General features: G+C 65.0%; 13 protein-coding genes. 7 read left to right on the top strand and 6 right to left on the bottom strand.

What is annotated here, in order from left to right; all coding sequences use genetic code 11:
* Positions 1-151 precede the first annotated feature (151 nt).
* From ACFWF1_RS16115 to ACFWF1_RS16100, 4 genes are read left to right on the top strand one after another with little or no spacing between them, the layout of a single operon-like run.
* On the top strand, positions 152-1,537 hold the full coding sequence (locus tag ACFWF1_RS16115) for an extracellular solute-binding protein (RefSeq protein WP_379282745.1): 1,386 nt from the start codon (positions 152-154) through the stop codon (positions 1,535-1,537).
* Positions 1,530-2,441: a carbohydrate ABC transporter permease gene (locus ACFWF1_RS16110; RefSeq protein WP_379282744.1), complete on the top strand. Its 912-nt coding sequence runs from the start codon at positions 1,530-1,532 to the stop codon at positions 2,439-2,441. The genes ACFWF1_RS16115 and ACFWF1_RS16110 overlap by 8 nt, the downstream gene beginning before the upstream one ends.
* Positions 2,441-3,265, top strand: coding sequence for a carbohydrate ABC transporter permease (locus ACFWF1_RS16105; protein ID WP_379282743.1), 825 nt, complete (start codon positions 2,441-2,443; stop codon positions 3,263-3,265). Before ACFWF1_RS16110 ends, ACFWF1_RS16105 begins: the two co-directional genes overlap by 1 nt.
* The gene (locus tag ACFWF1_RS16100; RefSeq protein WP_379282742.1) at positions 3,266-4,276 is read left to right on the top strand and encodes an ABC transporter ATP-binding protein; all 1,011 of its coding nucleotides are present in this window, start codon (positions 3,266-3,268) and stop codon (positions 4,274-4,276) included.
* A 24-nt stretch (positions 4,277-4,300) separates the two neighbouring features.
* Here ACFWF1_RS16100 and ACFWF1_RS16095 read toward each other — a convergent pair whose 3' ends face one another.
* On the bottom strand, positions 4,301-5,317 hold the full coding sequence (locus ACFWF1_RS16095; protein WP_379282740.1) for a hypothetical protein: 1,017 nt from the start codon (positions 5,315-5,317) through the stop codon (positions 4,301-4,303).
* A 334-nt stretch (positions 5,318-5,651) separates the two neighbouring features.
* Entirely contained in the window at positions 5,652-6,032 is a 381-nt protein-coding gene (locus ACFWF1_RS16090; protein WP_379282739.1) for a winged helix-turn-helix transcriptional regulator, read from the bottom strand.
* Positions 6,033-6,150: 118 nt separating this feature from the next.
* Between ACFWF1_RS16090 and ACFWF1_RS16085 the strand changes: the two genes are divergently transcribed.
* Positions 6,151-6,558, top strand: coding sequence for a RidA family protein (locus ACFWF1_RS16085; protein ID WP_379282738.1), 408 nt, complete (start codon positions 6,151-6,153; stop codon positions 6,556-6,558).
* Between the two features lie 84 nt (positions 6,559-6,642).
* Complete coding sequence (locus tag ACFWF1_RS16080) at positions 6,643-7,155, top strand: HAD domain-containing protein (RefSeq protein WP_379282737.1); 513 nt, start codon at positions 6,643-6,645, stop codon at positions 7,153-7,155.
* Here ACFWF1_RS16080 and ACFWF1_RS16075 read toward each other — a convergent pair.
* From ACFWF1_RS16075 to ACFWF1_RS16060, 4 genes are all read right to left on the bottom strand, one after another.
* Positions 7,143-7,940 carry a fumarylacetoacetate hydrolase family protein gene (locus ACFWF1_RS16075; protein ID WP_379282736.1) on the bottom strand — a complete coding sequence of 266 codons (798 nt, stop codon included), beginning with the start codon at positions 7,938-7,940 and terminating at the stop codon, positions 7,143-7,145. The genes ACFWF1_RS16080 and ACFWF1_RS16075 overlap by 13 nt on opposite strands.
* A gap of 9 nt (positions 7,941-7,949) precedes the next feature.
* Positions 7,950-10,889: an FAD-binding and (Fe-S)-binding domain-containing protein gene (locus ACFWF1_RS16070; protein WP_379282735.1), complete on the bottom strand. Its 2,940-nt coding sequence runs from the start codon at positions 10,887-10,889 to the stop codon at positions 7,950-7,952.
* 77 nt (positions 10,890-10,966) lie between these two features.
* A complete protein-coding gene (locus ACFWF1_RS16065; protein WP_379322190.1) occupies positions 10,967-12,343 on the bottom strand; it encodes an MFS transporter in 1,377 nt (458 codons plus the stop codon).
* A gap of 252 nt (positions 12,344-12,595) precedes the next feature.
* Positions 12,596-13,762, bottom strand: a complete 1,167-nt coding sequence (locus tag ACFWF1_RS16060; RefSeq protein WP_379282733.1) for a pyridoxal-phosphate-dependent aminotransferase family protein — start codon at positions 13,760-13,762, stop codon at positions 12,596-12,598.
* A 91-nt stretch (positions 13,763-13,853) separates the two neighbouring features.
* Between ACFWF1_RS16060 and ACFWF1_RS16055 the strand changes: the two genes are divergently transcribed.
* Positions 13,854-14,591 carry an IclR family transcriptional regulator gene (locus tag ACFWF1_RS16055; RefSeq protein WP_379282732.1) on the top strand — a complete coding sequence of 246 codons (738 nt, stop codon included), beginning with the start codon at positions 13,854-13,856 and terminating at the stop codon, positions 14,589-14,591.
* Positions 14,592-14,700: the final 109 nt, after the last annotated feature.

Raw genomic sequence — 14,700 nt, 5'->3', positions numbered from 1 at the left:
CCATTCTGCGACAGCCGGGTGAATTCTCCGGCGGACCGGACGATTTGGGCCCGGCGCGGCGTCTTCGGCCGTATTCCGGGGAATGGGCTTCGGCGGGCATCGTCTTGTGACAACGTCAGGGTGAGTATGGATCGGCCTTTCAGGAGGACCCATGGCATCGAACTGGCGGATGCTCGCGGCGGTGGTGAGCGTCAGCTCGCTCTTGGTCGGGGTGGCGGCGTGCGGGTCGGGTGGCGACGGGGATTCGCTGACGATCACCGCGAACGCGATCAACTCGGCCGGCGGGAAGAACGCGGCCGAGGCGAAGTGGATCGAAGACTGGGTGATCCCGAAATTCGTGGCGGACCAGCAGGCCAAGGGAGTCACCGTGAAGGTGAAGTTCCAGGCGACCGGAGTTGCGGACGAGGATTACAAGAGCCGGATCGCCAAGGACCTGAAGACCGGCACCGGCGCCGACGTGGTGTCGCTGGACGGGATCTGGGTCGGCGAATTCGCCGAGGGCGAGCAGATCAAACCGCTGAACGACCTGGTCGGAGCGGACAAGGTCAAGGCGTGGGACGGCTGGCAGCACATACCGGACACCGTGCAGCAGTTGACGTCTTACAACGGTGCCCAGTACGGCATACCGCAGGAGACCGACGGGCGGGTGCTGTTCTTCAACCGCAAGCTGTTCGCGCAGGCGGGCCTGCCCGCGGACTGGCAGCCGACCAGTTGGGACCAGGTCCTGGAAGCTGGACGGAAGCTGAAGGCGGTGCCCAGCGTGACGCCGGTGCAGCTCAACGCGGGCACCAGCTTCGGCGAGGCCACGACCACGCAGGGCATCCTGCCGCTGCTGGCGGGCACCGGCAGCACCTTGTTCGAGAACGGCAAATGGGTCGGCAACACCGCCAAATTCCGTGCGGTGCTGGACTTCTACCACACGTTGTACAGCGAGAAGCTGGGCGATGCGGAGTTGCAGCAGGACAGCAAAGGCCGCGAAAAGAGCTTCGAAAAGTTCGCCAAGGGCCAGGTCGGGATCCTGTTGGAGAGCGACTACTTCTGGCGGGGCGTGCTCGATCCCGCCGCAGGCAGCTTCCCGATGGCCGAACGAGACACCCAGGTGGGTTGGGCGAAGATTCCCGCCGCCACACCCGGGACCGGGGTGAATCATCAAGACTTCGTGAGCATGTCCGGTGGCGGCGGACGGGTGATCAGCCCGAAGAGCAAGCACGTCGAATTGGCGTGGGAATTGCTGCAATTCATGAATTCACCGGAGGCGCTCACAGCGTTGATCGCCGGCGGCGGGCCGCGGATCACCGCCCGGCAGGATGTGAATGCCGATGCGCTGGGCAAGGATCCGTTGCTGACCTTCATTTCCCAGCAGATCCTGCCGATCACGTCGTTGCGCCCCGCGCTGCCCGAATACACCAAGGTTTCCAAGGCGCTGCAGCAGGCGACGCTGGACGTGGTCACCGGCAAGAGCACAGCGGATGCCGCTGCGGCATATGGCAAAGCCGTGACGGAGGCGGTCGGCAAGGACAAGGTCGCCGGTGACTGACCCCGCGACATCCGTCCCGGGCCCAATCCCCGAGAGTGCCGACGTAGCCGGATTGGGGCGCTGGAAGGCGAGCGCGTTCGTCGCACCGGCACTGCTGCTGATCGCGGCGTTCCTGGTGTTTCCGGCGCTGTGGCTGCTGTGGATCGGACTGACCGATCTCACCGTCTCCGGGCGCACCTCGGTGGACGTTTCCTTTGTGGGACTGGGCAATTACGCGAAGGCTCTGACGGACCCGCTGTTCGGGAACAGCGTCTGGATCACGCTGCTGTTCGTGTTCGGCTCGGCCATCATCGGCCAGAACGTCCTCGGTTTCAGCCTGGCCTGGTCGATGCGCACCGCAGCCCGCTGGGTGCGCGGCATGGTGGAGAGCCTGGTACTGCTCGCCTGGATACTGCCCGCCAGTGTTGTTGCGGTGCTGTGGATTACGATGCTGGACCGCGACGAAGGCACCGTCAACCGGCTGCTGGATCACCCCGGCTATGCCTGGATGATCCAGCAGCCCTTGGCCGTCATCATCGTGTTCAACATCTGGCGCGGCACCGCGTTTTCGATGCTGCTGTATTCGGCGGCGCTGTCCACCGTGCCGCCGTCACAACTCGAGACGGCGCGGCTGGCCGGGGCGTCCGGGCCGCAAATGCTGCGGGACGTCGTGTTTCCGCACGTGCGCGGACACACGCTGACGAATACGTTGCTGATCAGCCTGTGGACGTTCAACGATTTCACGCCGTACCTGCTGACCCGGGGTGAGCCGAACCATCGCAGCGAAACCCTGCCGATCTTCCTGTACCGGCAGGGAATCGACGACGGCGCACTGGGTTACGGCGCGGCCGCCTCGGTGCTGATGCTGCTGATCAACCTGGTGCTCGCGCTGTTCTACCTGCGGTTACTGCGGCGGAGGACGTGATGAATCCACGACAGATCGTCGCGCGGATCGGCTTCTACACCTTCGTCGCGGTGGTGACCGGGTTCTTCGTGCTGCCGATGCTGTGGCTCGCCTCGGCACCGTTCGACGCCAACCCCGGATATGCGCCGCGAATACCGGAAAAGCCCACCCTGAAACACTTTTCGGCACTGTTCGAGAACGATCTCACCATGGGCTCGCTCTGGAACTCCGTGCTCTTGTCTTTCTTCTGCATGGTGCTGGTGGTTTCCAGTGCGGCGCTGGCGGCTTACGCGCTGTCCCGAGTCCGGATCCCCGGCCGAGATGCCTTGCTGTACTTGCTGCTACTGCTGTCCAGCGTGGTCACCGGCACCGCGGCGATGGTGCCGATTTTCCTGATGATCTGGAAGATCGGGTTGCTGGACAAGCAATTCGGCGTGGTGCTGGTGCTGTCCGGTGGGCTGCTGCCCGCGGCGATCTTCATCCTGAAGGACTTCATGGACTCGGTCCCCCGGTCCTATGAGGAGTCGGCGCGGGTGTTCGGCGCCGGACCGTTGCGCATCCTGCGCGACATCGTGGTGCCGCTGGCCCGGCCGGGGCTGGCCACTATCGCGGTGTGGACCGTGGTGAACGTGTGGGGCAGTTACCTGGTGCCGTTCCTGCTGCTGCGCGACCAGGACAAGCAACCGGCCGCCGTGGTGGTGCGCACCTTCTACGACGAGGGCGGCGGCGCACAGCTCGGTCCGATCTCGGCGTTCTCGCTGCTGTACTCGATACCGGTGGTGCTGATGTATCTATTCGTCAACCGGCGCTACGGCTTCCGGCTCCACGGAGGGATCAAGTCCTAGATGGCGCAGATCGATCTGACCGACCTGACCAAGGTCTTCCCCGGCGACGTGAAAGCCCTTGACGCCCTGTCCTTCACGATTCAGGACGGCGAGTTCTTCGCACTGCTCGGCCCGTCCGGGTGCGGCAAGACCACGCTGCTGCGCACCATCGCCGGGCTGGAAACCCCGACCAGCGGGCAGATTCGGATCGGCGACAAGGACGTCACCCGGTTGTCGCCCGGACGGCGCGACGTGGCGATGGTCTTCCAGGATTACGCGCTGTTCCCGCACATGACGGTGCTCGACAACATCGCCTATCCGCTCAAAGTCCGTGGCACCGACCGGCATACCCGAGCGGCGAAGGCAACCGAAACCGGGGATCAGCTGTCCCTACAGGGATTAATGGGCCGCCGCCCCGCCGAACTCTCCGGCGGCCAGCAACAGCGAGTGGCGCTGGCCCGCGCAATGGCCTGCCACCCCAAGGTTTTTCTGTTCGACGAACCACTGTCCAACCTCGACGCACGCCTGCGCCTCGAAGCCCGCACCTTCTTGAAGAAGCTGCAACACGATCTCGGTGTCACCACCGTTTTCGTCACCCACGACCAAGCCGAGGCGCTGGCCCTGGCCGATCGAATCGCGGTGATGTCGAACGGCCGGATTCGCCAACTCGGCAGCGCCCGTGCGGTATTCCGCCGCCCCGCCGATACCTTCGTGGCCAACTTCATCGGCTCCACACCGATGAACCTGATCCCAGGAGAACTGGTCGGCGAGGCCCCCTCCGTCATCTGGGGTGCCCGCCCGGAGTACCTGACCTTCTCCGCCACCTCCGTGCCTGATGCCCTGCGCGGCACCGTATCCACGGTCGAACACCTCGGCGCCACCTCGCTGGTCACCGTGGCGGCAGACGGATTCAGCGTAGGTGTCACCGTGCCAGAGGCGGACGAGCCCGCCTTGGGCGCCGAGGCCTGGGTAGTCCCACAACCCGGCCGAGTCCTGCTGTACGACGCCGAATCCGGTCTCCTGCGCGCGTAACCATCGTCGTCGAACTTCGCTTACCTACCGCCGCCGGGTCCATGGGAAGAAGTCACGTTCGGCAGCGGTCATGAGGTCGCGATAGCCCATGCCGTAGGTCCACGCCGCATACCGGAACGCGTCCAGAGCCGCCTCGAGCGGGTCTTCGTTGTCGACGGAAAAATAGGCGCCCAGCGGCGGATATTGCTGAATGTGCGCACTCGAGCCCGGCACGCCGGAGACGACCGTCTTCGATATGCGGGTGTCGCTGTCGAGGCGGCGGCGCAACCGTCCACTGGTCTGGAAATGGGGCGGCGGTGGCCGATTGTCGTCCATGGCCTGCAGACCTTCGCGGATCCAGTCGACGTCGGCGAGGCCCGCGCGTTCGAAGGCACGGTGCACACTCCACCGCGCGAAGGCGCGCTGCCACTCCGGGGTGAGTGCTTCGACATCCTCCAGCAGGCCGGGGCCGAGCGCCGACAGGTAGTACGCGGAGACGATCCCGGCGAGCGCGGGACTCGGCGGGCGGATGCCCCATTGCCGAGTGCGCTCGTAGACGGCCTGCGCCAGTGGATGATCGGGCGTGACTCGGCGCACGTCACCGTTCTCGTCTACGACGTAGACGAGGCCGTAGTCGATTCGGACCTGATCGGTCGGCAGTGCGGACGGCGCGTTGTCGGTTCTGCGCGTCTGCCGGACTCGGGATACCCCACAGGCGGGCGCCGCGTGTCGCGGCTGATCCTGTTCGGTGACCTCCCCGGCGTGGTACTCGTTGAACTCTCCGGTGTGGTACTCGGTGAATTCCCCGGTGTGGAATCCGGGAAGTTCCCCCGTGTCAGGGGCATCGAGGCCACCGGCATAGGCCGGCAGCAAGAAGCGGCCCGACGGGATCGGATCATGGGGCGGGTCCTCCGGCGACCTCGGGTACAGGATCCCGTCGTCGGCGCCGGACTCCTCGACTACCTCCCAACCATCCCGATCGGCATCGGTGGTCGCGTAGTCGGAGTCAGTTCCCCGGAACTGACTGTGGGGGGCTCGCATTCGGTGGCGTGGCGTTCGCATGGGCTATTCCTCCGGCGTAGAAGCGATCGTCTTCCAGCAGCTGGTGGCGTGCTGCCACCTTCCTCGGCCAACAGCACCGCTCAGGAAGCCGCTACTGGTCGGCCGCCCAACAGGAATAATCAGTAATTTCAGCCATCTGTTATCCAATATGTCGCACCTCACCCGCCCACCGCTACTGCATAAAGCCACGCTGAAAAACACTGTTAATTGCGCTGATAAAGCGAGCGATATGGCCGCATTATCGCCTGCGGACCTGGCACCCCGCCACAATGCCCTCGGATGATCGGACGATTGACACCAGCAGGTGAAATTGCTCCCGGTCGGCGGAGTTGCGTCAGGCGTCGAAGCGATGGCGTGCGGTCTCGATGTGACCGAGGTACCGCTGGGTCCAGCCACACATCCGATCGACCGTTTCGCGGAGGGCTTGGCCCGGCTCGAGGAGCGTGTACTCGACCCGCGGTGGCACGGTCGGGTGTACGTTCCGCTCGACCAGACCATTGCGCTCCAGCATGCGCAGATTCTGCGTGAGCATCTTGTGACTGATGCCCTCGACCTCATCCCGCAACTCCCCGAACCGCAGGGTGCGCTCACCCAGCGTTTCGATGATCAGAAGCGCCCACTTGTTGGCGACATCCGAGAAGATCTCGCGCGCCAGCGAATCCGCGCGCGACAAGTCCGCCTCGTTGCCCAACCCACTGACCTGCTTAGTCACCATCAGGTTCCCCAGTCACTAAAAAGTGCGTTCTTCCACGTCAGCGGCCACTCTCCTACAGTTCTCCAGTAACCACAAGAGACCACGAGAGCAACGGCTCTCTCACCCGGAGGCAAGCAACATGACCATCACCCTGGTAAACCCCACCGGCCTACCGAAAGTCGATGCCTATCATCAGGTCTCGATCGCAACCGGCACAAAACTGATCTTCCTCGCCGGCCAAGTCTCCTGGGACACCAACGGATCCACGATCGGCAAAGACGACCTCGCCACCCAGGTCGAACACTGCTACCTCAACATCGCCACCGCCCTCGAAGAAGTCGGCGCCACCTTCGCCAACGTCGCGAAATTGACTGTCTACGTGGTCGATTGGACCCCCGACAAGATGCCCCTATTCATGGAGGGAGTAACCCGCGCAGCCACAAAACTCGGCATCACTCCAGTAGCGCCAGGCACCCTGATCGGCGTAGCGGCTCTGGATATCCCCGACCACCTGGTCGAAATCGAAGCCACCGCCATCCTCGACTGACCCCGCTACCCCTGATCCCATCCAGCTGACATCGAACCGGTTCGCGCACTTGGGAATTCGCCACAGCCCGCTATCGTATGACCGATGACCGCCCACGAAGAGCTCCCGCTGCTCTTCCTAGATGTCGACGGCCCGCTACTCCCGTTCGGCGCCGGTACGCGGCCCGAACCACCTGGCCTCACCTCGATCGGGCACTTGGCACGGCTACGGCCAGAGGTCGGATTGTGGTTGGCGGCCCTGCCATGTGAGCTGGTCTGGGCCACCACCTGGGAGGAAGAGGCAAACAAAGAAGTAGCACCGCGGATCGGGCTGCCGAGACTCCCCGTGGTCGCCTGGCCCGATCCGTCCGACGAACATCAACGCGAAGACCAATGGTTCGGACTGCACTGGAAGACAAGGACACTGGTGAATTGGGCGGCGGGACGCCCGTTCGTGTGGGTCGACGACGAGATCACCGATTCCGACCGGGACTGGGTCGCCACCCACCATCGGAGTCGAGCCCTGCTGCACCGAGTCGAAGCATCTCGGGGCCTCGAGCGAGCGGACTTCACTGTTCTCGAAGAATGGCTGCGCACAACTCGATCTCAGCGAAGTTGATGGCCATCCACTTCACCGGAGGCACGGGCGAACCGAGCCGTTCCCCCGTCGATAACGGTGTTGCGGAGTGTGCCGATGCCGGAGATTTCAACCTCCACTACGTCGCCGGGGTTCATCGGGCCGACTCCGGCGGGACTGCCGGTCAGGAGGACGTCGCCGGGTTCGAGGGTGAACCAGCGGGTGACGAATGCCAATAGTTCGCTTACTCCGAAGACCATTTCCGAGGTTGGGGCCGATTGGACGACTCGGCCGGCTAGGCGGGTGGTGATCTGCAGGGCTGAGGGGTCGGGGATGTCGGTTTCGATCCAGGGGCCCAGGGGGCAGAAGGTGTCTGCGCTCTTTGCGCGGGCCCATTGGCCGTCGGCTCGCCAGTCGTCGGCGGTGACGTCGTTGGCGCAGGTGTAACCGAGGATGTAGTCGGCGGCGCGGGTGGCGGGGACGTTGCGGGCCGTGCGGCCGATGACGACGGCCAGTTCGCCCTCGTACTCCAGTCGCTGCACCTCGGCGGGGTGGCGAATCGCCGCGTCGAGTCCCGTAATTGCGTTGGGGGACTTGAGGAATAGCGACGGCTGTTGAGGCCAGGGTCTGCCTTTCTCGATGATCTGGCCCGCGTAGTTGCTGCCTGCGCAGACGATGGTGCGGGGGTCGCACGGTGCGAGCAATGTCAGTTCCGACAATCTTCCGACCACCGCGCCGAGCTCTACTTCGAGCAGGTCGTGCACCACATCTCCGACCAGGGCACCGACCCCGGTCCGTCCGTCGAGTGAGTAGCGGACGATACGCATGGATGTCTCCTATTCGGGTCCGGCCAGCGCTTCGCGCACCAGCTCGACGGGATGCCACGCGGTACGACCCGCGCCGTGGAAGATCTGCTGCCGGCAGGACACACCGGTCGCGGCGACGATGGTGTCGTCCGACTCGGCCGCGAGCGCCGGGAAAAGCCGGTCGCCGCCGACGGTCATGGACGTTTCGTAGTGCTCGGACTCGAAGCCGAACGACCCTGCCATCCCGCAGCACCCGGAGTCGATCTCCATGACCTCCACACCCGGGATCCGGCGCAACAATGCCATGGTGGCCGCCGTGCCGACCTCGGCTTTCTGGTGGCAATGACCGTGGAAGACGATCCGTCGACCGGCGAGCGGCGAATCCTCGCGCAGCGTCAGCCGACCCGCGTCGATCGCCTCGACAAGCAGTTCCTCCACCTGCCTGACCCTGTCCGCGACCGCCCGCACCGACGTCGAATCCGGCAGCAGCGCAACATGTTCGTCTCGCAACATGAACAGGCACGAGGGCTCGCAGCCGACGATCGGCGAGCCGGGTTCGGTGTCCTCGGCCAGCGAACGGATCAGCCCGGTGGCCTTCTTCTTCGCGTCGTCGAGCAGCCCCTTGGACATGCTCGACCGCCCGCAACAGCCGCCGCTCGCCAGCTCGACCCGCCAGCCCGAATGCTCCAGCAATTCGATCGCCGCCGCACCGATATGCGGCTCGGTGAACGTGGTGAACGAGTCGGCGAGCCAGTTGACGGTCCCCAGCGGCGTCTGGACGACCGTCACGGCCCTGCGCCGGAACCAGCGAAGCAGATTGACCCGCTGGAAAACCGGCAGCGGGCGAGCGGCGGTGATACCGAGCGTACGGTCCATCATCCGACGCGCGAATCCGTTGCGCCCCGGCAGATTCGACAGTGGAGCGGTCGCCGACCCGATCCGGTTGAGCAACCTGATCGATCCGAAAGCCCTTGAACGTAAAGGCGTTCCGTGGATCTCGTGGTGATGCGCGAGCGTCTCCGCCTTGAGCGACGCCATGTCCACACTCATCGGGCATTCACTCTTGCACGCCTTGCACATCAGGCACAGATCGAGAATCTCGTGCAGCCGCTCACCACCCAGCGCGGCATGCGGATCCGGCTCGGACAGCGCCTTCACCAGCGCATTGGCCCGCCCGCGGGTGGAGTGCTCCTCGTTCTTGGTCGCGATGTAGGACGGGCACATCACCCCCGAGGTGGACTTGCGACACAACCCGATATTCATGCACCGATCCGCCGCACCACGCATCCCGCCGACCACCTCGAACTGCAGCGCCGTAGTCAACGGCGGCGCGGGCGGCAGCGCGTCGCGGTCGCGCAGGTTGTCCGTCATCGGCGGCGCGTCGACGATCTTGCCCGGGTTCATGATGTTCCCGGGATCGAAGAGCCGCTTCACCTTTCGCATCGCCTCATACAGTTCGTCACCGAAGATCTCCCGGTTGAACTCGCTGCGCGCGAGCCCGTCACCGTGCTCGCTGGAGTTCACCCCGCCGTACTCGGCGACGAGATCCTTGACCGCCTCGGCGACCGTGCGCATGGTGATCACCTGCGCCGGATCGGTCAGGTCGACGAACGGCCGGATGTGCAGGCAGCCGACCGAGCAGTGACCGTAGAACCCCGCCTCCATGTGGTGCTCGTCGAGAATCTCCTTGAACCGCTTGGTGTATTCGGCCAGGTGCGCCGGATCGACGGCGGTGTCTTCCACGAACGCGAGCGGGCGGCGGGTGCCCTCGCCCGCGGCCATCAGCAGACCGAGGCTGGACTTGCGGACCTTGAGCAACGCGGTCTGATCGGCGGCGGTAACGGCCCGCAGCGTGTGATAGCCGTGCCCGTTCTGCTGCCATAGTCGCTCGAGCCGGTCGAGATCGGCGATCAGCGGCCCCTCATCGTCACCGCTGAACGAAACGAACAGCAGTGCACCCGGATCGCCGACGAGAATGTTCCCGAGTTCGGCGTACTCGATCTTCTGCCGGGACAACTCCAGGATGGTGCGGTCCATCAGCTCGACCTGATGCGGCTCGCAGCTCAGCGCGTCCGTGGTGGCCGCGATGGCACTCACGGTGTCGGTGAAATGCCCTACGGCATAAACCGTTCGGGCAGGTTTGGGCACCAGGTCGACCAGCGCGTGGGTGGCGACCACCAGCGTGCCTTCCGCGCCCACGACGAACTTGGCCAGATCGAACGGCTTGTCCTCCCCGAAATCCACCAGCCGGTCGAGCCGGTAACCGCAGGCGCGTCGCCAGAAGGTCGGCATCCCGGCTTTGATGGCCGCCTCTTCGACGATGACCAGCTCCGGAAGTTCCTGGTAGATCCGGCCTTCCAGTGTTTGCGCCGTCGCGCGCCGCTTACGTTCGACCTCGTCGACCGGTTCCAACCGTGCGCGCGAACCGTCGGAGAGCACCACGTCCAGGGCCCGCACATGATCGATCGTCATGCCGTAGGTCCTGGAACCGCTTCCCGCGGAATTGTTTCCGATCATCCCGCCGATGGTGGCCCGGTTGCTCGTCGAGGTGTCCGGGCCGAACATCAAGCCGTGCACGCCCGCGGCCTGATTGAGCTGGTCCTGCACCACCCCGACCTCGACCAGCGCGGTGCGTGCGATCGGATCGATCTCCAGGATCCGGTTCATGTACCGGGACAGGTCGAGGACCAGGCCCGGCCCCACGGTCTGACCGGCCAAACTCGTTCCGGCACCACGGGCCACGATCGGTACGCTGAGCTCACCGGCGGCCCGCACCGCCGCCGCGACGTCGTCGGCGTGCCGTGGAAACGCCACGCCCAGAGGCGTTATCGAGTACATGCTGGCGTCGCGGGAGAAGAGGTGGCGGCTGTAGTCGTCGAAGGCGACCTCGCCGTCCATCGTCGCGCGGAGCGCGTCCTCGAGCCGTGCGGCGACGGCCGAACGATCGGCCGTTGCGGTAGGTAGGTTCATGAGATTCCTTCTGATCCTTGGTAATGCGCAACAGGGACCATGCGGCGGCCGACCCGGGGATCGCCCGCCGCCGCGGTTCAGACGAGCGGTGCGTCCGTCGCCGGTTGCGCCTGGGCCGTCTTCGAGATGATCACCGGTTGTGGCTCCGGCAGAACAGGTTTCGGCTCCGCCTGGGCCGCGCGCGTCGCCTCGCGCATCTTCTTGCGCAACGTCAGGACGAGCAGCCCGGCGACCGCGAAGACCCCGCCGAAGAACGCCTGGGTGAGCGCGTACCCACCACCGCTGAGATCGCTGAGCCAGCCACCGATATAAGGCCCGAAGAAGCTGCCGAGATTGCCGACACCATTGATCAGACCCAATCCCGCCCCGGCGGCCGCGACCGGAACAAGTTTGGTGACCGTCGCCCAGAACGGCCCGTACCAGGCGATCGACGCCGCCGTACCCAAGATCATCGCCCCGAGCACCAACCACTTCTGATCCGGCGATATCAGACTCGCGCCGCCGAGAATGATTGCCGCGGAACCGAGGACCAACGCCATGTGCGCGATGTGCCCGCCGCGTTTGTCCGCCGATCTGCCGATGAGAATGATGGCGAAGCCCGCGGCGATCTGCGGCAGTATCGCGACGAAACCCACCTTCAGATCGGTATGGAAGGCCTTCTTCAATACGCTCGGCAGCCACAGGGTGAGACCGAGCAAGCCCATCTGCGTCAAGGTGTAGATGAGGGCGAAGTGCCACACGATCTTGCTGGTGAAGGCCGCTTTGAAGGTGCCACGGTGCTGCAATGGCTCCCCCTCCGCGACGCGGGAACGCTCGATGTAGTCGCGTTCGGCCGTCGACAGCCAGCCGGCCTTGGCGGGCGTATCACGCACTACCGCAAGCCAAGCCGCGAGCCCGACGACCAGCGGCGCCCCGCCCTGGATGATGAACATCCAGCGCCAGTCCGTATAGGTCAGCAGGATGCCGGAGAACGGCGCGGCGACGATCGCCGCGATCGGCGTGTACAGCTTGAAAATCGCGTAGGCCCTGCCTCTTTCGGCGAAGGGGAACCACGACCGGATGGTGGCCATCAGCGCGGGCTGCACGCCGCCCTCGGCAACGCCGAGCAGGAAACGGGCGATCAGCAGCTGGCCGACGGAATTGGTGAAGCCCTGCGCCATCGCGGCAATGCTCCACAACACCATCAGGATCGCGATCCACTGTCTGGCACTCCACCTTTCGGCCATATAGCCGCCGGGAATCTGCAACAGCAGATAGCCCCAGAAGAAAATGCCGCTCGCCAGGCCCTGCTCGGCTTTGCTGAGCCCCATATCGGCCTCGAGGTGCGGCAGCGCGAAACTGATGTTGGTTCGGTCGATATAACAGATGACGTAGATGAAGACGACGATCGGCAGAATATAAGTCCACCGCTTCATCTCGGAAAGGCGCCGGACAGGCGAAGTTCGCTCGGACAACGACCTACCTCCTCGTAGGTGGCCGACGCGAAAAGCGCCGGCGTATAGCGGATCCCGGCTCGTGGCGGAGCAGCGGGAGAGTCACTCGTGGCGGAGCATCGAGGGTCGAGATCAGGAGGTCGGTATCGCGGTGAAGCGCCGATCTGGCTTACGACTTGCCCAGCGGAGAGCGATTGAATTCAGTTGGAGCGGGCTGTTTCCGGGTGTGTTCGCGGCCTTCCCTCGTTGGAAAGCACAGCGCCGGAGCAGAGTTCAGTCGGCTCGTAATACCGCGAGCGCGGCTTGCAGACCGGCGGGATCGACTGCGACGCCGGCCAATTCGAGACCCATCTGGACACCGGAGAGGGTTCCGGCGAGCGTCAGGTCGTTGAGGTCACCGAGGTGCCCGATCCGGAACACCCGCCCGGAGAGCTTGCCGAGACCGGTGCCAAGGGACATGTCGAAGCGGTCCAGGATGATTCGGCGCACCTTGTCCGCGTCGTGTTCCGCGCCGAGCAGTACGGCGGTCAGCGAACTGGAGTACTCGCGCTCGTTGACACACAGCACCTCCAGGCCCCAGCCCTGGACGGCCGCCCTGGTCGCCGCGGCGTGCCGGTTGTGCCGGGCGAACACGTTGCGCAAGCCCTCTTCTTCGAGCATCAGCAGCGCTTCCCGCAGGCCGTAGAGCAGGTTGGTGGCCGGGGTGTACGGGTAGAAGCCGTGCTCGTTGGCGTCGAGGATGGGTGTCCAGTCCCAGTAGGACTTCGGCAGTCGTGCCGTCGGCGCCGCCGCGAGCGCCTTGTCGCTGATCGCGTTGAAGCCTAGGCCCGGTGGCAGCATCAAGCCCTTCTGCGAGCAGCTGACCGTTACGTCGACACCCCAGTCGTCGTGCCGATAGTCGATGGATCCCAGCGAGGAGATGGTGTCGACCAGCAGCAGTGCGGGATGATCCGCCTCATCGATGGCGGCCCTGATCTCCGGTATCCGGCTGGCGACACCGGTCGAAGTCTCGTTGTGCACGACCATCACCGCCGCGATGCCGTGTGCGGTGTCCTCCGCCAACCGCTCGGCGACGGCCGCGGCATCGACGCCGCGCCGCCAGTCGCCGGGCACGAAGTCGACTACTAAGCCGAGGCGTTCCGCCATGTCCCGCCACAGACTGGCGAAATGTCCGGTTTCGAAGGCGAGCACGCGGTCGCCGGGAGAGAGTGTGTTGACCAGCGCCGCCTCCCACGCGCCGGTGCCCGAGGAGGGATAGATGACGACGGGACCGCCGGTGCCGAAGACGGGTTTCACTCGTTCCCGGAGGTCGAGGGCGAGGTCGGCGAAGTCGGGTCCGCGGTGGTCGATGGTCGGTTGCGCGATGGCGCGCAGCACCCGGTCCGGGACGTTCGTCGGTCCGGGGATCTGCAGGAAATGCCGTCCACTATGAGCGGTCATCACATCGGTTCCATTCCGTGCCGTGATATGGCACACTGTGCCGTGAAAAGGTGCAGCAAGGGTAGGGATGTGTGATGAAGGAGTCAATACCTTGCGAAATGTCCTGAATACGCTACGAGTGCTGGAAGAGGTCGCGGCTCGGCAGCCGATCGGCGTCGGCGAGTTGGCACGGGTGCTGGAGATGCCGAAAAGCTCGGTCCAGCGGGCGTTGGTCACGCTGGACGAGGCCGGGTGGATCCGTCCCGCATCGGGCGAGGTGACCCGCTGGGTATTGACCACCAAGGCGCTCGCGGTCGGCAGCCGCGCAGGCGGGGACCTCGGCCTGCGCGGCGTCGCCCTGCCGATCATGGAGAACCTGCGGCGCCAAACCGAGGAGACCATCCACCTGACCGTCCCCGAAGACACCAGAATGGTGCTGATCGAGCGCCTGGAAACCGACAAACCCGTACGCACCAACATGGCCCTCGGCCACTCACTACCCATGCACGCGTCCGCCAACGGGAAAGCAGTTCTCGCCCATAGCAATCCGGAATTCGTCCGGCAACTGCTCGTCGACGAACTACCGCGCTACACCGACACAACCGTCACCGACCCCGAAGAACTGCGCGCCGAACTGGCCGAGATCCGATCCCGCGGATACGCGGTCAACCGCGGCGAGTGGCGCTCCGACGTAGGCGCGGTCGCCGCAGTTGTCTTGGGAGACAACGGAACCCCGGTTGCCAGCCTCAGCGTAAACGTTCCTTTCAGCCGCCTCACAGAACAAACCGAGCCCATATTCGGAGCAGCAGTAACCGCAGCAGCAACCACCCTCAGCGCCCGCCTCGGCTAACCCAGCACCTCGCCCACATCCGCCCCTGCAGCAGCCGCACGCCTTCTTACATACGCATGCGCGTCAGGGCGGCGAGTCAGCGTGCGGGTCGTCAGCGTCAGTGCGGCCC

It is taken from the genome of Nocardia sp. NPDC060255 (genome assembly GCF_042727395.1).
Classification (GTDB): domain Bacteria; phylum Actinomycetota; class Actinomycetes; order Mycobacteriales; family Mycobacteriaceae; genus Nocardia.
The sequence above is the reverse complement of the archived record's forward strand: the minus strand, read 5'-3'. Positions and strand labels throughout refer to the sequence as shown.

Excerpts from the sequence above, each read along its gene's own strand:
- ACFWF1_RS16115 (WP_379282745.1), top strand. The coding sequence starts at position 152 with ATGGCATCGAACTGGCGGATGCTCGCGGCGGTGGTGAGCGTCAGCTCG.
- ACFWF1_RS16105 (WP_379282743.1), top strand. The coding sequence starts at position 2,441 with ATGAATCCACGACAGATCGTCGCGCGGATCGGCTTCTACACCTTCGTC.
- ACFWF1_RS16100 (WP_379282742.1), top strand. The coding sequence starts at position 3,266 with ATGGCGCAGATCGATCTGACCGACCTGACCAAGGTCTTCCCCGGCGAC.
- ACFWF1_RS16095 (WP_379282740.1), bottom strand. The coding sequence starts at position 5,317 with ATGCGAACGCCACGCCACCGAATGCGAGCCCCCCACAGTCAGTTCCGG.
- ACFWF1_RS16090 (WP_379282739.1), bottom strand. The coding sequence starts at position 6,032 with ATGGTGACTAAGCAGGTCAGTGGGTTGGGCAACGAGGCGGACTTGTCG.
- ACFWF1_RS16085 (WP_379282738.1), top strand. The coding sequence starts at position 6,151 with ATGACCATCACCCTGGTAAACCCCACCGGCCTACCGAAAGTCGATGCC.
- ACFWF1_RS16080 (WP_379282737.1), top strand. The coding sequence starts at position 6,643 with ATGACCGCCCACGAAGAGCTCCCGCTGCTCTTCCTAGATGTCGACGGC.
- ACFWF1_RS16075 (WP_379282736.1), bottom strand. The coding sequence starts at position 7,940 with ATGCGTATCGTCCGCTACTCACTCGACGGACGGACCGGGGTCGGTGCC.
- ACFWF1_RS16070 (WP_379282735.1), bottom strand. The coding sequence starts at position 10,889 with ATGAACCTACCTACCGCAACGGCCGATCGTTCGGCCGTCGCCGCACGG.
- ACFWF1_RS16060 (WP_379282733.1), bottom strand. The coding sequence starts at position 13,762 with ATGACCGCTCATAGTGGACGGCATTTCCTGCAGATCCCCGGACCGACG.